General features: G+C 65.1%; 20 protein-coding genes and 1 tRNA gene. 5 read left to right on the top strand and 16 right to left on the bottom strand.

All coding sequences use genetic code 11. From position 1 onward, the window contains the following. Nucleotides 1–91: 91 nt before the first annotated feature. The 7 genes from dapE to M0765_RS24745 are packed head-to-tail and all read right to left on the bottom strand — an operon-like array spanning nt 92 to nt 8,685. The gene (dapE, locus tag M0765_RS24775) at nt 92–1,270 is read right to left on the bottom strand and encodes a succinyl-diaminopimelate desuccinylase (protein WP_258506551.1); all 1,179 of its coding nucleotides are present in this window, start codon (nt 1,268–1,270) and stop codon (nt 92–94) included. Between the two features lie 25 nt (nt 1,271–1,295). Next, nucleotides 1,296–2,444, bottom strand: a complete 1,149-nt coding sequence (locus M0765_RS24770) for a PilT/PilU family type 4a pilus ATPase (RefSeq protein ID WP_126745953.1) — start codon at nt 2,442–2,444, stop codon at nt 1,296–1,298. 58 nt (nt 2,445–2,502) lie between these two features. Further along, the gene (gene dapD / locus M0765_RS24765; RefSeq protein ID WP_258506548.1) at nt 2,503–3,336 is read right to left on the bottom strand and encodes a 2,3,4,5-tetrahydropyridine-2,6-dicarboxylate N-succinyltransferase; all 834 of its coding nucleotides are present in this window, start codon (nt 3,334–3,336) and stop codon (nt 2,503–2,505) included. Nucleotides 3,337–3,379: 43 nt separating this feature from the next. Continuing rightward, complete coding sequence (gene dapC / locus M0765_RS24760; RefSeq protein WP_258506547.1) at nt 3,380–4,600, bottom strand: succinyldiaminopimelate transaminase; 1,221 nt, start codon at nt 4,598–4,600, stop codon at nt 3,380–3,382. 44 nt (nt 4,601–4,644) lie between these two features. Then, complete coding sequence (locus M0765_RS24755; protein WP_258506543.1) at nt 4,645–5,292, bottom strand: LysE family translocator; 648 nt, start codon at nt 5,290–5,292, stop codon at nt 4,645–4,647. A gap of 23 nt (nt 5,293–5,315) precedes the next feature. Continuing rightward, a complete protein-coding gene (gene argA / locus M0765_RS24750) occupies nt 5,316–6,662 on the bottom strand; it encodes an amino-acid N-acetyltransferase (RefSeq protein ID WP_157614007.1) in 1,347 nt (448 codons plus the stop codon). 40 nt (nt 6,663–6,702) lie between these two features. After that, the gene (locus M0765_RS24745; protein ID WP_258506539.1) at nt 6,703–8,685 is read right to left on the bottom strand and encodes an AAA family ATPase; all 1,983 of its coding nucleotides are present in this window, start codon (nt 8,683–8,685) and stop codon (nt 6,703–6,705) included. A gap of 477 nt (nt 8,686–9,162) precedes the next feature. Here M0765_RS24745 and hrpA point away from each other — a divergent pair, with 477 nt between their 5' ends. Further along, nucleotides 9,163–12,951, top strand: a complete 3,789-nt coding sequence (hrpA, locus tag M0765_RS24740) for an ATP-dependent RNA helicase HrpA (protein WP_446751613.1) — start codon at nt 9,163–9,165, stop codon at nt 12,949–12,951. 63 nt (nt 12,952–13,014) lie between these two features. Here hrpA and M0765_RS24735 read toward each other — a convergent pair whose 3' ends face one another. From M0765_RS24735 to lptF, 6 genes are all read right to left on the bottom strand, one after another. After that, on the bottom strand, nt 13,015–13,173 hold the full coding sequence (locus M0765_RS24735) for a DUF3309 family protein (protein WP_157614004.1): 159 nt from the start codon (nt 13,171–13,173) through the stop codon (nt 13,015–13,017). A 134-nt stretch (nt 13,174–13,307) separates the two neighbouring features. Further along, nucleotides 13,308–14,483 carry a pyridoxal phosphate-dependent aminotransferase gene (locus tag M0765_RS24730; protein ID WP_258506515.1) on the bottom strand — a complete coding sequence of 392 codons (1,176 nt, stop codon included), beginning with the start codon at nt 14,481–14,483 and terminating at the stop codon, nt 13,308–13,310. A 32-nt stretch (nt 14,484–14,515) separates the two neighbouring features. Then, on the bottom strand, nt 14,516–15,457 hold the full coding sequence (locus M0765_RS24725; RefSeq protein ID WP_258506514.1) for a CysB family HTH-type transcriptional regulator: 942 nt from the start codon (nt 15,455–15,457) through the stop codon (nt 14,516–14,518). 63 nt (nt 15,458–15,520) lie between these two features. Then, on the bottom strand, nt 15,521–15,895 hold the full coding sequence (locus tag M0765_RS24720) for a sirohydrochlorin chelatase (protein WP_258506513.1): 375 nt from the start codon (nt 15,893–15,895) through the stop codon (nt 15,521–15,523). Between the two features lie 17 nt (nt 15,896–15,912). Next, on the bottom strand, nt 15,913–17,022 hold the full coding sequence (gene lptG / locus M0765_RS24715) for an LPS export ABC transporter permease LptG (protein WP_258506511.1): 1,110 nt from the start codon (nt 17,020–17,022) through the stop codon (nt 15,913–15,915). Then, a complete protein-coding gene (gene lptF, locus M0765_RS24710) occupies nt 17,019–18,161 on the bottom strand; it encodes an LPS export ABC transporter permease LptF (RefSeq protein ID WP_258506510.1) in 1,143 nt (380 codons plus the stop codon). The genes lptG and lptF overlap by 4 nt, the downstream gene beginning before the upstream one ends. 21 nt (nt 18,162–18,182) lie before the next feature. Here lptF and M0765_RS24705 point away from each other — a divergent pair, with 21 nt between their 5' ends. The 4 genes from M0765_RS24705 (at nt 18,183) to M0765_RS24690 (ending at nt 21,914) form a co-directional block, all read left to right on the top strand. Then, entirely contained in the window at nt 18,183–19,715 is a 1,533-nt protein-coding gene (locus tag M0765_RS24705; protein ID WP_258506509.1) for a leucyl aminopeptidase, read from the top strand. Continuing rightward, nucleotides 19,712–20,155, top strand: a complete 444-nt coding sequence (locus tag M0765_RS24700; RefSeq protein ID WP_157613997.1) for a DNA polymerase III subunit chi — start codon at nt 19,712–19,714, stop codon at nt 20,153–20,155. Before M0765_RS24705 ends, M0765_RS24700 begins: the two co-directional genes overlap by 4 nt. Next, the gene (locus M0765_RS24695; RefSeq protein WP_126745938.1) at nt 20,155–20,568 is read left to right on the top strand and encodes a hypothetical protein; all 414 of its coding nucleotides are present in this window, start codon (nt 20,155–20,157) and stop codon (nt 20,566–20,568) included. Before M0765_RS24700 ends, M0765_RS24695 begins: the two co-directional genes overlap by 1 nt. Nucleotides 20,569–20,708: 140 nt before the next feature. Continuing rightward, nucleotides 20,709–21,914 carry a branched-chain amino acid ABC transporter substrate-binding protein gene (locus M0765_RS24690; RefSeq protein ID WP_258506504.1) on the top strand — a complete coding sequence of 402 codons (1,206 nt, stop codon included), beginning with the start codon at nt 20,709–20,711 and terminating at the stop codon, nt 21,912–21,914. An 84-nt stretch (nt 21,915–21,998) separates the two neighbouring features. On the opposite strand, the gene M0765_RS24685 is transcribed toward M0765_RS24690, so the two are convergent. The 3 genes from M0765_RS24685 to M0765_RS24675 form a co-directional block, all read right to left on the bottom strand. Further along, on the bottom strand, nt 21,999–22,391 hold the full coding sequence (locus M0765_RS24685; protein WP_126745936.1) for a response regulator: 393 nt from the start codon (nt 22,389–22,391) through the stop codon (nt 21,999–22,001). A 108-nt stretch (nt 22,392–22,499) separates the two neighbouring features. After that, the gene (locus M0765_RS24680; RefSeq protein WP_258506501.1) at nt 22,500–22,856 is read right to left on the bottom strand and encodes a hypothetical protein; all 357 of its coding nucleotides are present in this window, start codon (nt 22,854–22,856) and stop codon (nt 22,500–22,502) included. A gap of 185 nt (nt 22,857–23,041) precedes the next feature. Beyond that, nucleotides 23,042–23,132 (bottom strand) — tRNA-Ser (locus tag M0765_RS24675). Nucleotides 23,133–23,155: the final 23 nt, after the last annotated feature.

Here is a 23,155-nt window from a genome sequence, read left to right as displayed (position 1 = left end):
GGTTGGGATGGGGGCGGGCAGAGCGTCCAATAGATGCGCCGATTGCCCCCACCCCGGCCCTCCCCGGGAGGGAGGGAGAAAGACAAGCGCTTCATGATGGGTTGAGCAGCACTTCGAGCCGCTCCAGCGTGCGCTTGTAGATGTTCTTCAGCGTCTCGATCTCGGCCACGTCGATGTGCTCGTCGATCTTGTGGATGCTGGCGTTGACCGGGCCGAGCTCCACAACCTGCTTGCAGATCTTGGCGATGAAGCGGGCATCGCTGGTGCCGCCGCTGGTCGATAGCTCGGTCTGGATGCCGGTTTCGTCTGCAATGGCCGCCTGCACCGATGCCACCAGCTCGCCGGGTGTGGTGAGAAACGGCAGGCCGCCGACAGTCCAGGCAAGGGTGTAGTCCACGCCATGGGCATCGAGCACCGCGTGCACGCGCTTCTGCAGCGATTCGGGTGTCGACTCGGTCGAGAAGCGAAAGTTGAAGTCGATGACCGCGCTGCCCGGAATCACGTTGCTCGCGCCCGTGCCCGAATGGAAATTGCTGATCTGCCAACTGGTGGGCTGGAAGTACGCATTGCCAGCGTCCCAACCGCCGGCCGTGTTGATAGCCACCAGTTCGGCCAGCGCAGGCGCAAAGGCGTGCACCGGGTTTTTTGCCAGGTGCGGATAGGCGATGTGGCCCTGCACGCCGTTCACCGTGAGCTTGCCGCTCATGGTGCCGCGGCGGCCGTTCTTGATCATGTCGCCGCAGCGCTGGACGGCTGTGGGCTCGCCGACGATGCAGTAGTCGATGACTTCGCCGCGCGCAGCGAGGGCATTGCACACGACGACGGTGCCGTCGACGCCGGGGCCTTCTTCATCGCTGGTGAGCAGCAGCGCGAGCGTGAGCTTCGGGTCGGGCGTGGCCTTGAGAAATTCTTCGATCGACACCACGAAGGCGGCGACCGAGGTCTTCATGTCGCAGGCGCCGCGGCCGTAGAGCTTGCCGCCGCGGTGCGTGGGCGTGAAGGGGTGGCTGGTCCATTGCTCGAGCGGGCCGGTGGGCACCACGTCGGTATGGCCGGCGAACACCAGCGTCTTCGTCGCCGCGGCCCCGGTGGGCCGGCGCACTGCCCACAGGTTGGTCACGCGAAAGTCGGCTGGGCCGCTCTCGATGGTTTCAAGCGTGAAGCCCAGCGGCGCCAGCCGTTCGCCGATGATCTGTTGGCAACCCGCATCCTCGGGGGTGACGGAGGGGCGCGAGATGAGTTGTTCGGCGAGCTGGAGCGTACGGGACATCGGAAAAAAGCCGGAAGGGCTGGGTTCAGAACTTCACGTCCAGCGTGATGTCGGTAAAGGTGGGTTCGTCGACCTGGTCCGTCAGGTGGCGGTCTTCGGTCTTGGGCTTGGGCGCGGCGCGGTTTTGCAGGCGCCACATCAGGTTGGTCGGCGAGTCGGCCTGGGCCAGGCCTTCTTCGCGCGTCACGCGCTCTTCGGTGATGAGGCGGGCAATGTCTTCTTCGAAGGTTTGCGAGCCTTCGGCCATCGATTGCTCCATGGCTTCCTTGACGGCGGAGAAGTCACCCTTTTCGATCAGCTCGGCCACCAGGGCCGTGTTGAGCATGACTTCGAGCGCCGGCACGCGGCCGCCGGTGGGCGTGCGCAGCAGCCGCTGCGACACGATGGCGCGCAGGGCCGAGCCCAGGTCGCCCAAGAGTGTGGGGCGCACCTCGACCGGGAAGAAGCTCAGGATGCGGTTGAGCGCACGGTAGCTGTTGTTGGCATGCAGCGTGGCCACGCACAGGTGGCCCGACTGCGCATAGGCAATGGCCGCCGTCATGGTTTCGCGGTCGCGGATTTCACCGATCTGGATCACGTCGGGCGCCTGGCGCAACGCGTTCTTGAGCGCAACCTGCAGCGACTCGGTGTCGCTGCCCACGTCGCGCTGGTTCACCAGCGACTTCTTGTTGGTGTAGGTGAACTCGATGGGTTCTTCCACCGTGAGGATGTGGCCCGTGGCGTGCTCGTTTCGGTAGTCGAGCATCGAAGCCAGCGTGGTGGTCTTGCCCGCGCCCGTGGCGCCGACCATCAGGATCAGCCCGCGCTTCTCCATGATCAGCGTCTTGAGGATGTCGGGCAGGTTCAGGTCGGCAAAGCTGGGAATGGTCGAGGCAATGTGCCGCACCACCACCGCATAGCTGCCGCGCTGGCGCATGGCGCTGATGCGGTAGTTGCCGGCGCCCTCGAGCATCACGGCCATGTTGAGTTCGCCCGTTCTTTCCAGCTCCTGGATGCGGGCTTCGGGCACCACTTCGGCCAGCAGCGCGAGCGGCGCTGTGGCGGGCAGCACCTGCGCATTGATCGGCACGCAGGTGCCGTTCATGCGGATCAGCACCGGGGAGTGGGCCGAGAGGTAGATGTCGGAGGCCTTGCGCTCGGCCATCAAACGAAGAATTCGCTCCATCATGTTCATCGGTCTCTCTCCTCGGGTGCTGTTGTTTTCTAACGGGACAAAGGCGGGAGCCTGTCGATCAGTCGCGCAGTAGGTCGTTCAGGCTGGTCTTGGAGCGCGTTTGCGCATCGACCGTCTTGACGATGATCGCCGCGTAGGTGCTGTAGTCCTGGCCCGACTTGGTCTTCTTGGGCAGGTTGCCGCTGATGACCACGCTGCCGGACGGCACGCGGCCGAAGAAGGTTTCTCCGGTGTCGCGGTTGAAGATAGGAGTGCTCTGGCCGATATACACGCCCATGCCCAGCACCGAGTTTTCTTCGATGACCACGCCTTCGACCACTTCGGAGCGGGCGCCGATGAAGCAGTTGTCTTCGATGATGGTCGGGCCGGCCTGCAGCGGCTCGAGCACGCCGCCGATGCCGACGCCGCCCGACAGGTGCACGTTGGCGCCGATCTGCGCGCAGGAGCCCACGGTGGCCCAGGTGTCGACCATGGTGCCTTCGCCGACGTAGGCGCCGATGTTCACGTACGAAGGCATCAGGATCGCGCCCTTGGCGATGTAGCTGCCGCGGCGCGCCACGGCCGGCGGCACGATGCGAACGCCCGATTCCTTCAGTTCGCCAGCCGACAGGTGCGAGAACTTGGTCTGCACCTTGTCATAGAAGCCCAGCGATCCGGCCTGCATCTGCTCGTTGTCCTTCAGGCGGAACGACAGCAGCACGGCCTTCTTGATCCACTGGTGCACCGTCCACTTGCCCACGCCTTCACGCGTGGCAACGCGCAGCTTGCCGTTGTTGAGTTCGGAGATCACGTGCTCGACCGCGTCGCGCACTTCGGCGGAGGCGGCGGTGGGCGAGACATTGGCGCGGTCTTCCCACGCGGCGTCGATGATTTGTTGCAGTTGCTGGGTCATGGGAGAGTCTCAGGTAAAAAATGGGAGCCGGGAAAGCAGCGGTTCAGCGCTGGCTTCGCGCACCGGATTGGACGAAGCGGACGATGCGTTCGGCGGCTTCCACGCATTCGGCAGTTTCGGCCACCAAAGCCATGCGGATGCGGCCGCGGCCGGGGTTGGGGCTGTGCGCCGTGTCGCGCGCCAGATAGCTCCCCGGCAAAACCGTAACATTGTATTGAGCGTAGAGCTCACGGGCGAAGGATTCGTCGTCGCCAGCCCACACTTCGGGCACCCCTGCCCAGAGGTAGAAGCTGGCATCCGGCAGCCGCACATCGAGCACCGGTTCAAGCAGCGGCGTGACGGCGTCGAACTTGGCGCGGTACTTGGCGCGGTTTTCGACCACGTGGGTTTCGTCGCCCCAGGCCGCAATGCTGGCCGCGGCCACGGTGCCGCTCATGGCGCTACCGTGGTAGGTGCGGTAGAGCAAGAAGCTCTTGATGATGGCGGCATCGCCTGCCACGAAGCCGCTGCGCAGGCCCGGAACGTTGCTGCGCTTGGACAGCGAGGTGAGCGCAATCAGGTTTTTGAAGTCGCTCCGGCCCAGCTTGGCAGCAGCTTCCAGGCCGCTGAGCGGCGGCTCGTCGCGAAAGTAGATTTCGCTGTAGCACTCGTCGGCGGCAATCACGAACCCGAAGCGATCGGACAGCGCGAAAAGCTTCTTCCATTCGTCCAGCGGCATGACGGCGCCGGTCGGGTTGCCCGGCGAGCAGACGAACACCAACTGCGTGCGCTCCCAGACCGCCTCGGGAACGCTGTCCCAATCGACCGCGAAATTGCGCGACGCCACGCTCGGAACGTAATAGGGCTCAGCGCCGGCGAGAAGCGCCGCGCCTTCGTAGATTTGATAGAACGGATTGGGCGAAACCACCACCGGCGCGGGCGATTTGCTGGCGTCGACCACCGTTTGCGCCAGCGAGAACAGCGCCTCGCGCGAGCCGTTGACCGGCAGCACCTGTGAGCCCGGGTCGAGTTGCAGGGCGTAGCGGCGCTTCAGCCAGTCGGTAAAGGCGGTGCGCAGCTTCAGGTTGCCCGCCGTTGCGGGGTAGGCCGCCAGTGTCGACATGCTGGCCGCCAGCGCCTCCTTGATGAACTCTGGCGTGGCGTGCTTGGGCTCGCCGATGCCCAAGCTGACCGGCGCGTAATCGGCATTGGGCTTGACGCCCTCGAAAAGGAGCCGCAGCCGCTCGAAGGGGTAGGGCTGGAGCTTGGAAAGCAGGGGATTCATGGAGAGCGATTATCGGCGACGGGTCGCCGGCCGCTCCGGTCGGCTCAGGTGCCGCTGCGCCGGTAGAACGCGAGCGAGCCGGCCAGCGCCAGCAGCATCGCGCCGCAGGTGCGGTCGATCCAGCGGGCCGCGTCGGCCGTGAGCAGCCGCATGGCGCGCGCGCCGACGAAGGCGTAGACCAGCATGACCGCTGCATCGAGCGAGGCGAACAGCACGGCGATGATGGCGTACTGCATGCCCTGCGCAGCCGCCGGGTCGATGAACTGCGGCATCAACGCCGAGCAGAACAGGTAGCCCTTCGGGTTGGTGACCGCCACCAGGAACGACTTGAGGAAGACCTTGCGGCCCTCCTTGGGGGCGGCGGACGAAGGGCCGCCTGCAGTGGCCCTGGGCGCGTCGAAGCTGCCGCCCTTGGAGCGCAGCATGCGAATGCCCAGCCACGCAAGGTACACGGCGCCCACCCACTTGAGCATCGAAAACCAGAACTCAGAGGCGGCCAGCAAGGCGCCCAGGCCCAGCGCCACGGCGCCGACCAGGACGAAGTCGGACAGCACGGCGCCCAGAATGCCCGGCAGCGCGCCGCGGACGCCGCGTCTCGATCCGTTGCTCAGCGCCAGCAGCACGGTCGGGCCGGGCGTGGCAATGGCGGCCAGCGCCACGATGGAGAACAGCAGGGCGGTGGCGAGCGTCATGGCGGCGGGCGTCCTTTATGGGTTCAGATTTTCTTGACCAGAACCTGGCTCTTGCGGTCCCAGTTGTACTTGCGCTTGCGGGCTTCGGGCAGCCAGTCGGGGTTGACTTGCTGGAAGCCGCGCTTCAAGAACCAGTGCATGGTGCGGGTGGTGAGCACGAAGATGCTTTCCAGCCCCATGGCCTTGGCGCGGTGCTCGATGCGCTTGAGGATGCGCTCGCCGTCGCCTTGCGATTGCGACTGGGGCGATACCGTCAGCGCCGCCATCTCGGCCGTGCGCGCCTCGGGGTAGGGGTAGAGCGCCGCACAGCCGAAGATCACCCCGTCATGCTCGATGACCGTGTAGTGGCCCACGTCGCGCTCGATTTCGGTGCGGTCGCGCTTCACCAGGGTGCCGTCGCGCTCGAAGGGCTCGATCAGCTGCAGGATGCCGCCGATGTCGTCCACCGTGGCTTCGCGCAGGCTCTCGAGCTTCTCGTCGATGACCATGGTGCCGACGCCGTCGTGCACATACACCTCGAGCAGCAGCGAGCCGTCGAGCGCAAACGGCAGGATGTGGTTGCGCTCCACGCCGGCCTTGCACGCCTTTACGCAGTGCTGCAGGTAAAACGCGGTATCGGTGGGTTTTTGCGGCGGCGGCAGCGAGGCCAGCAGCTTCTCGGCCGCCGCGAGCGGCAGCTCGGTGTCGATGGGGTTGTCTTCGCTCTCGGGCAGTTCGCTGTCGATGCGGATGCCCGGAATTTCGGTCAGGAAGATCAGCTTGTCGGCCTGGATCGAAATGGCCACGCTGGTCGCAACTTCTTCCATCGTCAGGTTGAACGCCTCGCCGGTGGGCGAGAAGCCGAAGGGCGACATCAGCACCATGGCGCCGAAGTCGAGCGTGCGGCGGATGCCCACCGCATCCACCTTGCGCACCAGGCCCGAATGCTTGAAGTCCACGCCGTCGACCACGCCGATGGGCCGCGCCGTAATGAAGTTGCCCGAGATCACGCGCACCGTAGAGCCGGCCATTGGCGTGTTCGGCAGGCCCTGGCTGAATGCGGCTTCGATCTCGTAGCGCAACTGCCCGGCGGCCTCCTGGGCGGAATCGAGCGCCACCTCGTCGGTGATGCGGATGCCGTGCGAATAGCGCGCCTCGTGCCCCTTGGCGGCGAGCTGCTCGTTGACCTGCGGGCGGAAGCCGTGCACCAGCACGATCTTGACGCCCATGCTCTGGATCAGCGCCAGGTCTTGCGCAATGTTCTGCAGCTTGCCCGCCGCAATCGCCTCACCCGCCAGGGCGACCACGAAAGTCTTACCGCGGTGCGTGTGGATGTAGGGCGCGACCGAGCGGAACCAGGGCACGAAGGTGAAGTTGAAAACGGTGGACATGGAGCGTGATTGTGCATTCTTGAACGAAGGTTCGCGCAGCTCAGGCCAACGCGCGCAGCAGCCGGGCGGCGCCGGGGCCGCCCGGCGCCTCGGGAGGCTCCGAACCGGGCAGCTTGCGTGCCCTGAAGGTGGCCAGCAGCGCGGCATAGGCGTCGGTCGATTCGCCCGCGTCGGCGGGCAGGTCGAGCATTTCGGCCAGTTGCGACGGCGCCACGGAGCCTTCGCGCATCAGCGCATCGACCACCGCCATGAAGGCCGGCGTGTGCGCCTCGAGCAGCGCCAGCGCGCGTGCATGCTCCTGCGCGAGCAGCGCTTCGATCTCCGGGTTGGTGGCCTTCAGGTCGGTGTTGAGGTTGTCCTCGGCGTCGTTGGCCACGTCGGTGCGGCTCAGCCGCGTGCCGAACGCGTAATGGCGCACGTACTGCGCGGCGAAAGCGGTGGCCTGGCGGAAGTCTTGCGACGCACCCGAGGTGCAGGCCTGTTCGCCGAACACCAGTTGCTCCGCGGCCCGGCCCGCCAGACCGACGCAGATACGGTCGCGCAGGTTCTGCCGCGACCATGCCTTGCGGTCTTCGTAGCTGTTGTAGCCGCCCTCGAAAGACGCGACGTTGATCTTGATCTCCTGCGGCGCGCGGCCGAACAGCAGGCCGTAGGCCACGCCGTGGCCGGCCTCGTGCACCGCCAGCAGGGCCCGAAAGTCTTCGTTCGAGCGCTGCTTGAGCCGGTTGAGCTCGAGCGTGACCGCAAAGCTGCGGCGCACCTCGCGCTTGCCTTCCCGGTACCGAGCCACGATGCAAGCCTTGTCGCCCGTCGTTTCAAGCGACAGCCACACCGGCTCTGTACCGCCCGCGCCTTGCTCCAGCGCCCAGAGTGCCGCGTTGACCAGCGTCGCGCTCAGGATCGCGTGGATCGAGGAGAACAGCGGGCGCGTGCCCTGTGCCGGGAAAACGGCGTTGGCGTAGATCTGCTCGTACACGCTCGACTCGAGCATGAAGCGCACACCCGAGCTTTCACGGATCTCTTCCACGTAGCGGTCGCAGATCGAAAGAATCAGCTGCACATAGGTGGCCCGGCTGAACGACGGGTAGATGACGTGGTTGTTGCCCAGCCGCGCCACCTGTTCGGGCTTGAAGCGTTCGGCCAGCGCCTTCTTCACATCGATCAGCGAGAGCTTCTTCGTCAGCGCATGGAAGATGTCGGCGTCGGTGTCGCAGTCTTCGACGCGCCGCGCGGTTTCGGCATACATCTCGTCGAGGTTGCCCGAGACGAACACCAGCAGCTTGCTGTAGTCGGTCTCCCAACTCTGCTGCGTGTCGCGGAAGGCGCGCAGCCGTGCATGCACCTCGGAAGGCTTCCAGGCCATGATCTGCAGCAGCGTTTCGGGCAGCTTGAGGCAGCGCTTGATTTCCTGCGCTTCCCAGGGGGCAAGGTGGAGCTTTCGCTTCTTCGCCTTCTTCTTGTCGGGCGGGCCGTCGCGGTCTTGCTCGTATTCGGCCTGGGCGAGCGAGGCCTCGATTTCGCCGAGCATCGACAGCGCCGGCGGCAGCCGGCCGTCGGAGAGCAGCGCCCACACGTCCTGGTAGCGCTCGACCCTGGCGTCGTTGCCGTTGCTCTCGAGCGTGCGAAAGCGCTGGAACTCGTCGAGCACCAGGATGCCCGGCGTGCCTTCGTCGATGCCCGATTCGGCCAGCATGGCCGAAATCGAACCCCGGCTGCTGTAGCCCGAGCCGTGGCTGAAGCCGTCCATCTGCACTTCGATGAAGCGGTCGTAAAAGCCCAGGTGCTGCGCGAGCCTGCGCACCAGCTGCGTCTTGCCGGTGCCCGTGAGGCCCCACAGGCACACGATGACCGGGCGGCTGATGAGTTGCGGAAACACGTACCACGCCCGCAGTGAATCGATCACGCGGTCGATGATGTCGTCGATGCCGAAGAGCTCGGTCTTGAGCGCCTGGGCAACTGCCTGCAGATGGCGCGTCCGCTCGGAGAGCGCCGCATGCAGGTCTGGATGAATGTCGTTGGACATGGAAATTCTTGAAAAAAACGGAAATGAAGAAGCCGCCGCTCCCTCGCGGGCGAGAAGGCGGCAATGCAGATGCTGTGTGAGGGTCGGTTGCTGCGCTTCGGCCGTGGAAGCGAGCAGGGCGTCCGGTGCAACGGACGCGCGGGCTTCTTCTTCAGGCCGGACGCGGCAGCTCGACCCCGCCATGCACCGGGGCATGGCTTGCGCGGCGGCCGCGCAAAGTGGGGGGTACGAGGAAGGAGGTCATGGGCGCAATCGTAGCGGCGGGTTGCGCGGGAGTAAAGACTATTTACTCCGCCTGTTGCGTGGCAGCCGCGCATTGTGGGAGCCGTGCAACAGTGGCGGCGCGCGCCGATAATCGACGGTTTGCCTGCCGCGTCTTCTCCGAATAGCTTTCCCTTGACGACCACGACACCTTCCGCTCCCTTGCGCATCGACTTTCCCGAATCGCTCCCGGTCTCCGGCCGGCGCGATGAAATCATGGCCGCCATCGAGGCGCACCAGGTCGTGATCGTCTGCGGCGAAACGGGCTCGGGCAAGACCACCCAGCTTCCGAAGATCGCGCTGGCGCTCGGCCGCGGCAAGCTCAATGCGCCGCCGGGCAAGGGCCGACTCATCGGCCACACGCAGCCGCGCCGCATTGCGGCAAGCTCGGTGGCCAAGCGCATTGCCGAAGAACTGAAAACGCCGCTAGGCGATGTGGTCGGCTTCAAGGTGCGCTTTCAGGATCGGCTGAGCCGCGACGCGTCGGTCAAGCTCATGACCGACGGCATCCTGCTGGCGGAAACGCAGACCGATCCGCTGCTCAAGGCCTACGACACGCTGATCATCGACGAGGCGCACGAGCGCTCACTGAACATCGACTTCCTGCTGGGCTACCTGCGCGAAATTCTTCCGCGCCGGCCCGACCTGAAGGTGATCGTGACCTCGGCCACCATCGATGCCGACCGCTTTGCGCAGCACTTTGCCTCGGGCAAGGGACCTGCGCCGATCATTTACGTGTCGGGCCGTACTTTCCCAGTCGAGCAGCGCTATCGGCCGTTCGAGGAGTCGCGCGAGCATGACCTGAACGACGCCATTGCCGATGGCGTCGACGAGCTCTGGCGCGATCCGCACAACGCGGGCGACATCCTCGTTTTTCTGCCCGGCGAGCGCGAGATCCGCGAGGCCGCTGACCACCTGCGCCGCCACCTGAGCCACCAGCCGCTGCTGCGCAACGCCGAGGTGCTGCCGCTGTTCGCACGGCTGTCGGGCCCCGAGCAGGACCGTATCTTCGACGGCCACACGGGCCGGCGCATTGTGCTGGCCACCAACGTGGCCGAAACCTCGCTCACCGTGCCGGGCATCCGCTACGTGATCGACACAGGCACGGCGCGCGTCAAGCGCTACAGCTTCCGCAGCAAGGTCGAGCAATTGCTGGTTGAGCCGATCAGCCAGGCCGCGGCCAACCAGCGCGCGGGGCGTTGCGGCCGTGTGGCCAACGGCATCTGCATCCGGCTTTACGACGAGAAGGATTTCGAAGGCCGGCCGCGCTTTACCGATCCCGAGATCCTGCGTTCTTCGCTCGCCGGCGTCATCTTGCGCATGAAGTCGCTGCGCCTGGGCGACGTGGCGCGCTTTCCATTTCTCGAAGCACCTTCGCCGCGTGCGATTGCCGACGGCTACCAGCTGCTGAACGAACTGGGCGCGGTGGACGACGCCAACGAGCTCACGGCCACGGGTGCCGAGCTGGCCAAGCTGCCGCTCGACCCGCGCGTCGGCCGGATGATCCTGGAGGCGCGCACACGCGGCGCGTTAGAAGAGGTGCTGGTCATCGCATCGGCCCTCAGTGTGCAGGACGTGCGCGACCGCCCGATGGATGCGCAGCAGCAGGCCGACCAGGCACATTCGAAATTCGACGACGAGAAGAGCGAGTTCAGCGGCTACCTGCGCCTGTGGAAATGGATCGCGGATGCGCGCGGCGGGCACGGCGACACCCACAAGCTGAGCAACCGCCAGTACGAGCAGTTGCTGCGACAGAACTTCATCAACATCCGCCGCGTGCGCGAATGGCGCGACATCCATTCGCAGCTGCTCACGGTCGTGACCGAGCACAAGTGGCGCATCAACGCCGAGCCCGCGGGCTACGAACCTCTGCACCTGTCGATGCTGGCGGGCCTGCTCGGCAACGTGGGCTGGAAGCTGGAAGACGACGAGGCGTACCTGGGTGCGCGCGGCATCAAGTTCTACCGCCATCCGGGCGCGCACCTGAAGAAAAAGCCGGGCCGCTGGATCGTTGCGGCCGAGCTGGTCGAGACCACGCGGCTCTTCGGCCGAGGCATTGCCAACATCGAGCCGCAGTGGCTCGAACAGGTGGCCGGCCATCTGCTGAAGAAGCAACTGCTCGATCCGCACTGGGAGAAGAAGGGCGCACAGGTTTCGGCGCTCGAGCGCGCAACGCTGTACGGGCTCGTGGTCTACAGCGGGCGCCGCGTCGATTTCACCAAGGTCGATCCGGTGGCGGCGCGCGAGATCTTCATTCGCGAGGCGCTGGTTGGCGGGCAGTGGGAAAGCAAGTTTCCGTTCCTTGCGGCCAATCGCAAGCTGGTGCGCGAGGTCGAGGGGCTGGAACACAAGGCGCGCCGGCAAGACGTGCTGGTCGATGAAGAGCTGATCTTCGCCTTCTACGACGCGCAGTTGCCCGCCGATGTGGCGAGCGGCATCAGCTTCGAGAACTGGTACCGCCATGCCTCGAAGGAGCAGCCGCGCCTGCTGTACCTGACGCGCGAAGAGCTGATGCGCCACCAGGCGGCAGGCATTACCACGCAGTCGTTTCCGCCCACGCTGCGGCTCGGCGGTGTCGATTGTGCCGCGAGCTACCTGCACGAGCCGGGCGACGCGAAGGACGGTCTCACGGTGAGCGTGCCGCTTTTCGTGCTCAACCAGGTGAGCGAAGAGCGCTGCGAATGGCTGGTCACCGGCATGCTCAAGGACAAGATCCAGGCGCTGCTCAAGAGCCTGCCGCAGCGCCCGCGCTCCAGGTTGGTGCCACTGCCCGATTCGGCGGCAAAGCTGGCGGAAGAACTCTCGGCGCCCGAGGTGTTCGGCCACGGCTCGCTGACCGACGTGCTGCTCAAGCGCGTGCGCGATGCCACGAGCATCGACGTGAAGCGCGCCGACTTCAAGCTCGACATGCTGCCGCCGCACCTGTTCATGAACCTGCGCATCGTGGACGAGCATGGGCGCCAGCTTGGCATGGGGCGCAACCTGGGGGCGCTCAAGGCCGAACTGGGCGCGCAGGCGCGCGGTGCCTTTCAGGCGTTGGCGGGGCTCAACGTCAAGGCATCCGCGGAGCGAAAGCCGGCGGATGGTGCCGATGGGCGCGCGCAAGCCAAGGGCAACGCCGCCGCGCCGGCACAGGCCGCGCCGAGCTTGCCCGCCGGCCAGCGCTACACGAGCTGGAGCTTCGGCGAGCTGCCAGAACTGATGGAAGTGCGCCGCGGATCGCAGTCGCTCATCGGGTTTCCGGCGTTGCGCGACGAGGGCGATGCCGTCACCATCGAAGTGTTCGATGAGCCCGCCGTGGCCGCCGCAAAGCACCGCGCCGGCCTGCGCAGGCTGTTTGCGCTGCAGCTGAAAGACGCGCTCAAGTACCTCGAGAAGAACATCCCCGATCTGCAGAAGATGGCGGTGGCCTACATGCCGCTCGGCACATCGGAAGAGTTGCGCACGCAGATCATCGACGTGGCGATCGACCGCGCGTTTCTGCAGGAGCCGCTGCCCACCGACGAGTTTGCATTCAAGCGCCGGCTCGAAGAGGGCCGGGGCCGGCTCACGCTGATTGCGAACGAGGTGGCGCGGCTTGCATCGACCATCCTGATCGAATACGCGGCAGCCGCACGCAAGATCAAGGACACCAAGATCCAGCCCGAAGCCGTGCAGGACGCCGCCCAGCAGTTGCAGCGCCTGGTGGGCAAGCGGTTCATTGCCGATGCGCCGTGGACGCAGTTGCAGCATTTCGCGCGGTACCTCAAGGCGATCGTGCTGCGACTCGACAAGCTCCGTGCCGACCCCGCGCGCGACGCCGCCAAGCTGGCCGAACTGCGCCCGCAGGAGCAGCGCTACTGGCGCCTGGTGGCGGAGCGCAAGGGCGTGGTGGACGATCGCATGCTCGAATTCCGCTGGCTGCTCGAAGAGCTTCGCGTGAGCTTTTTCGCGCAGGAACTGCGCACGCCACAGCCAGTCAGCATCAAGCGGCTGGACAAAGCCTGGGCCCAGCTGCAGGCCTGATCGCAGGCCGCAAAAAAGCCCGCTTGCGCGGGCTTCTTCAGGTGCGAGAAATTTCAGTGAGCGCTATATGCGTCCCATGAGCACCAGGATGATCACGATCACCAGGACGAGGCCCAGGCCACCGCTTGGCCCGTAGCCCCAGCTGCGGCTGTAGCCCCAGCTCGGCAGCGCACCGATCAGCAGCAAGATCAGAATGATCAGCAGAATGAACGAGAGGGACATGCTTTTCTCCTGGACGTTGTTGTTACGAGATCGATGCTCGGTGTCCGGGAGCGCAACACACGCCGGAAAGCCGCTCCTTCGGCGGTCAGGACTGTCCTACCGTTGGCGTCGGCCTTGAAGCCGCCTCAGCCCACTCAAAGGCGGGCGAGACGGTCCAGCGCGGAGATCAGCGTCTCGTCCTTCTTGGCGAAGCAGAAACGGACCACGCGCTGGTCGAAGACGTTGCCGTAGAAGGCCGACAGCGGAATGGCCGCCACCCCGATCTCGCTGGTGAGCCACAGGCAGAAGTCGGCTTCGGAGAGATCGCTGACTGCCGAGATGTCGACGCACTGGAAGTAGCTGCCTTCGCTGCGCAGCAGCTTGAAGCGGGTCTTTTCGGCGAGCCCTGCGGCAAAAAGGTCGCGCTTGTGCTGGTAGAAGGCCGGAAGCTCGAGGTACGGCTTTGGGTCGGCCATGTACTGCGCGAGCGCATGCTGCATGGGTGTGTTCACCGTGAACACGTTGAACTGGTGCACCTTGCGGAATTCCGCCATGAGCGGCGCGGGCGCCGCCACGTAGCCAACCTTCCAGCCGGTGACGTGATAGGTCTTGCCGAAGCTGCTCACGATGAAGCTGCGCGCCGCAAGGCCCGGGAAGCGGGCCACGCTTTCGTGCTGCGCACCGTCGTAGATCATGTGCTCGTAAACCTCGTCGGCAATCACGAACACGTCGGTCGGCGCGAGCAGCTCTTCGAGCTTGCGCATTTCGGCCGCGGTCCAGATGGTGGCGCTCGGGTTGTGCGGCGTGTTGACGATGATTGCGCGCGTGCGCGGCGAGAGCGCCGCGGCAATCTTGTCGAAGTCGGGTCGGAAGGTACCCGGCGTCAGGGGCACGCGCACCACGCTGCCGCCTGCAAGCTCGATGTTGGGCACGTAGCTGTCGTAGCAAGGCTCCAGCACGATGACCTCGTCGCCCGCGCGCACCACGGCAAGAATGGCCGTGATGATCGCCTGCGTGGCGCCCGCGGTCACCGTGATCTCGGTGGCAGCGTTGTAGCTGTGGCCGTACAGCGCGGCAATCTTGCCGGCAATGGCTTCGCGCAGTGCGGGAATGCCGGGCATCGGCGGATATTGGTTGTGGCCCGCGGCCATGGCGGCCGTCACGTCTTCAAGCAGCTTCGGGTCGCAGTTGAAGTCGGGGAAGCCCTGGCCGAGGTTCACCGCGTTCTTCTCGGTTGCCAGCGCGGACATCACGGTGAAGATGGTGGTGCCGACGGCGGGCAGCTTGGTGGTGATCTCCGGCGTGCGTGGGGCGGAAAGAACAGTGCTCATGGTCGTGGTCGGAAGCTGGGGCTGCTGAAATATCAAAGATCGTAGTCTTGCTGATGCCCGCTCAGGGCCTTGGCAATCAGATTGCGGTCGAGCCGGTCGGACAGCAGCTCGGCAAACTTGAAGACGAAGTTGCGAAGGTAGGCACTGCGCTTGAACGCCACGCGTGCAATGTTCTGGCCGAACACGTGGCCCATGGGGCGCACCACGAGGTCGGCATTCGACTCGTCGCGCACCGCCATCTCGGCCACGATGCCAACGCCCAGGCCCAGGCGCACATAGGTCTTGATCACGTCGGAGTCGATGGCCTCGAGCGCGATGCGCGGCGTGAGCTTTTTCTGCGCAAAGGCGTGGTCGATGCGCGTGCGGCCGGTGAACGACGGGTGATAGGTAATGATGGGCTCGTGCGCCAGGTCTTCGAGCGAGATGCGCTCCTTGGCTGCCAGCGGGTGGTCTTTGGGGAGCACCAGCACGTGCTGCCATTCGTAGCAAGGCAGGGTCACCAGCTCTGCGTAGTCCGCGAGCGATTCGGTCGCAATACCCACCTCGGCAATTTCGTCGATCACCATGCGCGCCACCTGGTCGGGCGAGCCCTGGTGCAGGCTCACGTTGACCTTGGGGTAGGCCTCGCGGAGCCTGGCCACCGGCACCGGCAGCACGTAGCGCGCCTGGGTGTGGGTGGTGGCAATGGAGAGGGTGCCGCTGTCTTGCGCGCTGAACTGCTCGCCGATGCGCTTGAGATTGCCCACTTCTCGCATGATCAGCTCGATGCTGGCAATGACGTGCTGGCCCGGCTCGGTGACCCGCTTGAGGCGCTTGCCGTGGCGGGCGAAGATTTCGACGCCGAGTTCTTCTTCGAGCTCGATGATGGCTTTAGACACCCCGGGCTGCGAAGTGTGGAGCGCCTTGGCCGCTTCCGTGAGGTTCAGGTTGCGCCGCACGGCTTCCTGAACAAACTTGAATTGGTGCAGATTCATATCAAATTCCGTCTTATTGCGGAATTCATTATGCCTTCGGAGTCTATCGAAATGCCCGGGAGTTCAAGATTTGGTTGCGATTCTGGCCAGCAGCTCGACCAGTTCAGGCTCTTCGCCCACGATGTTGGCAAGCTGGAATTCGACTTGGGGCCAAGTGCCGCGCAGGGCGTCGAGTTGCAGCGGAAGGTCTTCACGGGCGTGCTTGCCCATGCCCAGGAACAGCGGAACGACCCTGAGCGACTTGGCGCCGCTCGCAATCAACGCTGCCGACGCGGTGCGCAGGTCGGGCGTTGCCAACTCCATGTAGGCGCAAACCACCCGCGCCTGCGGATCGAGCGCCGTGACGCGCGCGGCCACGGCCTCGATGGGCTCGCGCCAGCGCTCGTCGCGCGAGCCATGGGCCAGGAGGATGATGCCCCTTGCATTCACCGTGGTCATGTCCGGCTTCCCCGCTTCTATCTTCGAAGAACCAGCCAACTGAATGCGGCAAGCGACATGACCGAATAGATCAGCCCCGGCGCAGCGGCGGTCAGCCATGGTGACCAGTTGCTCAGGTTGCCGAGATAGCCGAACACGTTGTTCAGCAGGAAAAAGCTGATGCCGATCATCACGCCGCCGAACACATAGGTGGTGATGCCGGTCTGGCGGAAATGCAGGTACGCGAAGGGCAGGGCGAGCACCACCATCACCAGGCACGAGAGCGGATAGAAGACCTTGCGCCAGAACTGGATCTCGTAGCGCTGGGCGGTCTGCCCGTTGGCTTCGAGGTGGCTGATGTAGTCGAACAGGTCGATGGTGCTCATGCGGTCGGGCCGCAAAAGGGCGACCGACACCATTTCGGCCGTGAGGGTGGTCGGCCACTCGATCTCTGGCACCCGGCTGGTCAGGATGTGTGCCTTGTTGGCGTCGCTGCGCGTGTCGTAGTCCTGCAGCTCGACATCCGACAAGACCCAGCGGTCGTCGAGGATGCGCGCGGAAGTTGCGAGCAGCTGCTTGCGCACATAGCCCTTTTCGTCGAACTCGAAGATGCGCGCATTCCGAAGGGAGCCGTCGCGCGAAATCGACAGCACGTTGACGGCGTACGACACGTTGTCGCGCTTTTCCTTGAGCCACGCGCCCGTGTTGCCGACCAGCGAGAAGGTGCCCTGGTAGCGCGACTTGAGCAGTTGGCCCGTGCGCTCGGACGCCGGCGCGATGTAGTCGCCGATGGCAAAGGTCAGGAAAACGAAACCCACGCCCAGCAGCAGCAGGGTGCGCAGCGCGCGCCAGGGGCCGAGGCCGCTGGTGCGAAGAATGGTGTATTCGGAGCTTTGTGCCAGCCGCGCCATCACGAAGATGCAGCCGATCAGCACCGTGATCGGGAGCAGCTCATAAAGGTGGCTCGGAATGAGCAGGGTCACGTAGACCAGTGCCTGCGCCGGGCCGTAGGCCAGGCTTTCAGGCTTGCCGATCGATTGCAGCTCATCGACAAAGTCGAAGAAGAAGAACAGGCTCAGGAAGCCGAGCGTCACGAAGGCCACGGCCTTCAGTGCCTCGACGTAGATCAGGCGTCGGATTGTTTTCACGTGGTCGGGTCGATCTTGTTGGGCTGGGACGGCAGGCCGCCGGCAATGACGCGTTCCGTCCTGCGCCGCCTGCCCCAGTTGTTATTGCGCAAAACCAGCCATGCCACGCCGATCAGCAGCACGCCGCCGTGAAGCAGCAGCATGAAGGAGCCCATGCCGTAGCGGCCCGAGCTGATCCAGCTTTGGCCGAGGTTGAGCATGTTGTAGTAGACGACGAAGGCGAACAGCGCAAACAGCAGGTTGCCGCTGCGCCCCACGCGCGGGTTCACGCTGGAGACGGTCAGTGCGAGCAGCACGAAGTTGATAGCGGCCAGCAGCATGCCGATGCGCCAGGCGAGTTCGCCGCGGTTCGCGTCGCCGGGCTCGCGCAGGAGCTGGAGCGTTGGCTTGGCGCGTGCCGGCGTGGAGTCGGTGGTAAACGAGTCGTTGCCGCCGGCGCGGGTGCCGTAGGTCTCGAATTCGCTGATCTTGAGGCCCGAGGTTGCCGTGGGCAGCAGCGGGCGTTCGACCCGCTGGCCGTTGCTCAGCATGAGGTAGCGGTGCTCGCCCACGTTCTCGATGCGGCCGCTGCGCGCCGATGTGGTGATCTGCAGCCCCCGCTCGATGGCCCAGATGAACACGTTGGTGGCCGTGGCGCCGTCGGGCGTGTCCTTGTCGATGAAGAAGACGCGGATCCGGCCGGCCGATTCCCGGAATTCGCCGGGCGTGACGCGCTCGATGTCGCTGCGCCTTTCATACTGCGCGCGCATGCCGATGGTTTGCGAGTTGGCCCAGGGCCAGCCCAGCAGAGCCATGATGGCGATCAGCGCGAGCACCGGCCAGGCAAAGCGGAACAGCGGCTGCACGAAGTCGACCAGGCCGCGTCCGCTGGAGAACCAGATCACCATTTCGCTGTCGCGGTACATGCGCGACAAGGTGCCGACAATGGCAATGAACAGGCTCAGGCTCAGAATGGTCGGCATGTAACCGAGCACCGTGTATGCCATCACGAGGAACACTTCGGACGGGTTCACGCTGCCCTTGGAGGCGAGCCCGAGCGTGCGGATGAGCATCATGGTCATCACGATGGTGACCAGGACCACGAGGGTCGCTCCGAAGCTGCGCGACAGCTCCTTGCGTAGGGAAGAATGGAATAACATCGTTCGAGGAAAAAAAGGATTATGGACTTTCAGCTCAAGACCCTCACCGTCGCCCGCGCCGCGGCCGAAAAATCCGACGTTCTGATCGTGCTCGTCGGCAGCGCCCCCATCACCGCCAAGGACCCGCTTTCCGCCCTGATTGCCAGCGCGCGCAAGGCCGGCGACCTGCCCGACAAGGCCGGCAAGCTGCTCGCGCTCTACCATCCGGACGAGGTGGTGGCCTCGCGCGTGGTGCTCGCTGCGATTGGCGACGGTAAGCCTGCGTCGGTGCGCAGCGGCGTCATCGCGGCGGTCAATGCGGCCAAGGCCCATGCGCCCAAGCGGGTGGTGATGGTGTTTGCGCATGAAGCCGACGGCGCGGCGGTGGCCTGCGCCGTTGCCGCGGCAGCCGACGCCAGCTATGTCTACACCACGAGCAAATCGAAGGCTTCGAACGGCGACGGCGGGCGTTCCATCCGAAACCTCACGGTGGGTGTGAGCGATGCCGCGGCTGTGAGCAAGGCCTTCGATGAAGCCCGGGCCACGGTGTCCGGCATCGAATTTGCCAAGGAATGGGGCAACCGCCCGGGCAACTATTGCACGCCCACGCTGCTGGCTGACGCCGCGCAAGGCCTGGCCAAGCTGCCCCGCATCAAATGCGAGGTGCTGGGCCCCAAGGAAGTGCAGAAGCTCGGCATGGGCTCGTTCGCGGCCGTGGCGCAAGGCTCGGCCGAGCCGCTGCGCTTCATCGTGCTGCGCTACCAGGGCGGCCCGAAGGACCAAGCGCCCGTGGTGCTGGTCGGCAAGGGCATTACTTTCGACACCGGCGGCGTCTCGCTCAAGCCGGCGGCCGAAATGGACGAGATGAAGTTCGACATGTGCGGTGCCGCCAGCGTGCTCGGCACCTTCCGCGCGCTGGGCGAAATCCAGCCCGCCATCAACGTGGTGGGCCTGGTGCCCTCGTGCGAGAACATGAACGACGGCCGCGCCATCAAGCCTGGCGATGTGGTCACCAGCATGAGCGGGCAGACCATCGAGGTGCTGAACACCGATGCGGAAGGGCGCCTCATCCTGTGCGACGCGCTGACGTACGCCAAGCGCTTCGACCCCGCTGCCGTGATCGACATTGCCACCCTCACCGGTGCGTGCGTGGTGGCGCTGGGCGGCGTGCGCAGCGGCCTTTTCACGGCCGACGAAACGCTGGCCGCCGCGCTCCAGGCGGCCGGGGAAGAATCGCAAGACCGTTGCTGGCGCCTGCCGCTGGACGACGAATACGCCGACGGCCTCAAGAGCAACTTTGCCGATGTGGCCAATGTGGCGGGCCGTGCCGGCGGCGCCATTACCGCGGCCAAGTTCCTGCAGCGCTTTGCCGGCGATTTTGCGTGGGCGCACCTGGACATCGCAGGTACGGCCTGGAAGAGCGGGGCGGCCAAGGGATCGACCGGCCGTCCGGTGGGCCTGCTGATGTCTTACCTGATGGAACGCGCACGCAGCGGTGCGGCCAAGGCGCCCGCGCCGAAGGCCGCGCGCAAGAACGCCGGCCCCGCCGCGCGAAAGGCCCGGTCCGCACAGTGACGGAAATCGGCTTTCACTTCAATACGCCGGACAAGGTCAACTACGCCTGCCGGCTGGTTCGAAAGGCCGTGAGCGCGCGCGGGCTGCGCGTGGTGGTGGTGGGCGAGGCGCAGGTGCTGGAGGCCGTGGATGCCGCGCTCTGGCAACTCTCGCCGTCCGACTTCATCGCGCATTGCCGCGGCGACGCGCAGGCGCATATGGTGGCCCGTTCGCCGGTCATTCTTTCGGCCGAGGGTGCGGATGTTGCTTCGCTTCCGCACCGCGAGATGCTCGTGAACCTGGGGCCCGAGGTTCCGGCGGGCTTCGAGCGGTTCGAGCGCCTGATCGACATCGTGAGCGACGAGGCCACGGACCGGCAGATCGGCCGCTCGCGGTGGCGCCACTATGCCGACCGGGGCTACACCATCCAGCCGCACGATTTTGCGAGGAGCGCTTCCTGATGGCCAGCACGCTGCGTACACCGCCCCGGTTCGTTCCTACCCTGACCACCGTGCTCGATCTCCCGGCCGAGCCCGTGGCCGCCGAGGCCGGCAAGCCGCCTGTTCCCGCCAGCACGCCGGCACCGCCGGTCGACCCCGCCGAAGCGGTGGCGTTGCCCCCGGCCGAGCAGCGGTCCGACGCCGAAATCGTGCGCCTGGAAGAGCAGCTCTTGCATCGGGTGCTGCAGCGCGTGGACCTGTCTTTGGAAGAGCGTTTGAGCGACACGGTGTCGGCCGCCGTTCAACAGCAACTCGACTCGATGCTGCCTCGGCTGCGTGAAGAAATCGAGGCCGTTTTGCGTGCTTTGGTCATTGAAGCAATGGCCGCCGAACTCTCGGAAAACACAGGGTCTACGCCAGCTTCCGGAGCATAAAGCTTCAGCTAAACTGCGCCGCAGGTCGGTAGGCGTGAGGGTGCCGCTGGTCCGCGGCGCGAAACTTGCGAGGTCTGCGCGCCCGGATCACACGACCGGTTTCTTGTTTAGTTTTATTTATCCATGTTCTGGAGGTTCTCATGCAATTGAAATGGACTGCGGTCGCACTGGCTGCACTCACGCTTGTGGCTTGCGGCAAAAAAGAAGAAGCAGCTGCACCCGCCGCACCGGCGCCCACGGCAGCGGCCCCGGCACCTGCAGCGCCTCCGGCAGACGCACTGGTCGTCAAGATCGGCCACGTGGCACCCACCAGCGGTCCGATTGCCCACCTTGGCAAGGACAATGAGTTCGGCGCCCGGATGGCCATCGAAGACCTCAATGCCAAGGGCCTCAAGATCGGCGACAAGGTCGCCAAGTTCGAGCTGCTGCCCGAAGACGACGCAGGCGATCCGAAGCAAGGCACGGCCGTGGCCCAGAAGCTGGTCGACAGCAAGGTCAACGGTATCGTGGGTCACCTGAATTCGGGCACCACCATCCCCGCTTCCAAGCTCTACAGCGACGCCGGCATTCCGCAGATTTCGCCTTCGGCAACCAACCCCAAGTACACGCGCCAAGGCTTCAAGACCACGTTCCGCGTGGTGGCCGACGACACGCAACTCGGCGGCACGCTGGGCAAGTACGCTGTCGAAACGCTCAAGGGCAAGAACATTGCCGTGATCGACGACCGCACGGCCTACGGCCAGGGCGTTGCCGAAGAATTCGAAAAGGCAGCCAAGGCTGCCGGCGCGACCATCGTCGGCCACGAGTTCACCACCGACAAGTCGACCGACTTCAACGCCATCCTGACCAAGCTCAAGGCTGCCAAGCCCGACGTGCTGTTCTTCGGCGGTATGGACGCCGTTGGCGGCCCGATGCTCAAGCAGGTCAAGCAGCTCGGCCTGAACGTCAAGTTCATGGGCGGCGACGGCCTGTGCACCGGCGAACTGCCGAAGCTGGCTGGCGATGCCATCGGCGAAGAGATGGTGGTTTGCGCCGAAGCCGGCGGTGTCGATGGCGACTTCAAGCAGCCGCTGGAAGACTTCAAGGCCAAGTTCAAGACCAAGAACGGCGTGGACGTGCAGATCTATGCACCGTACGTGTACGACGCGGTCAACGTGCTGGCTGAAGCCATGGTCAAGGCCGGTTCCGCCGACCCTGAAAAGTACCTGCCGGAAGTCGGCAAGGTGCAATACAAGGGCGTGACCGGCCCGATCGCCTTCGACGAAAAGGGCGACATCAAGAACGGCGCGCTGACGCTCTTCACCTACAAGGGTGGCGTGCGTACGCAAATCGCCGTGGTGCGCTGATCGGCTCACCGCATGGCGCAGCAATGCGCAAAAAAGAAAAGGGCCTTCGGGCCCTTTTTGTTGCCTGCCGCCTTACGCCGGCAATCAGGTGAGGGCAGCGTGGCCCGAGGGCCGGTCGGTGTTGCAGTATTCGATGAAGGCGTCGAGATCGCGCGATTTGTCGAAGACCGCGTCTGCGCCCAGTGCCTCGCAGCGGGCGCGGATGTCGGCCGTGACGTAGTTGCTCAGCACCACCACGCGCTGGCCGGGTCCGCGGGTCTTGCAGCCCGAGAGCACGCCAAGGCCGGAGCCTTCCTTCAGGAACAGGTCGATGATGAGAAGCTGCCAGTCATGGGGATGGGCGGCAAGCCAGGCGAGCGCGGCCGACTCGGTTTCAGCAAACCCGACGACCTGTCCGTTGACAAGGTCCTCGAGGGCCGGAACCAGGTTGTCTCTGATGGTCTTGTTGTCCTCTACGAGGAACGTGATGAGGGCCATGCCGTGGTTTCGCTTTGAGAACCAATAGCGTAGCGTGCCGGATGAGTCCGCAGCGTAGGAGAAGGGATAAGGCGCAATCCATTCGGCCGGGACGGACCGAAAAGACGGTCAGTCCGACGCGCCAGCTCGAATCCTTGCCTTGAGTTCTTCCGCCTCGGCCTGGCTTTCGTCCCGCTCGGCAGTGGCTTCGAGCCGCTTTTCGATTTCTTCGCTCAAGGCCGCGTTGACCTCGGCCAGTGTTTCCGCCGACTTGGCCAGCTTTTCCTCGAGCTGGCTGGTGTGCTCGATGGCCTGGGCCACGTCGCCCACCTGTACTTCTTCAGGCAGCCCCTGTTCGAGAACCGTGTTCACGACCGCAAGGTTGTCCGATGCCCGCTGCACGTCCGCGGCAACCGCTTCGGTCTTCTCCAATGTCTGTTCGAGTGACGTGTCGCCACGCGATGAAGTTTGTTGCTGTCCGGCCATCCGGGCTCCTTTGCAGGCGTGAAAAGTAAGACCTTTGGATGGTACCGCCAGACGACCTCGGTTGGCGGTGCCGGGCGCGTTGCTGGAGTACAACGGCGCCCACAAAAAAGCCCAAGGTGCCTTGGGGCAACTCGGGCTTTCTTCTTTTGCTGCATGTTCGCGAACGGTTACGAACAATCAATCTCTGGCGGAGCAGGCGGGATTCGAACCCGCGGAGGGCTATTAACCCTCACACGCTTTCCAGGCGTGCGACTTAAACCGCTCATCCACCGCTCCTGAGCCCTCGATTGTAGCAGTCG

The organism is Variovorax sp. S12S4, from assembly GCF_023195515.1.
GTDB lineage: Bacteria > Pseudomonadota > Gammaproteobacteria > Burkholderiales > Burkholderiaceae_C > Variovorax.
The sequence above is the reverse complement of the archived record's forward strand: the minus strand, read 5'-3'. Positions and strand labels throughout refer to the sequence as shown.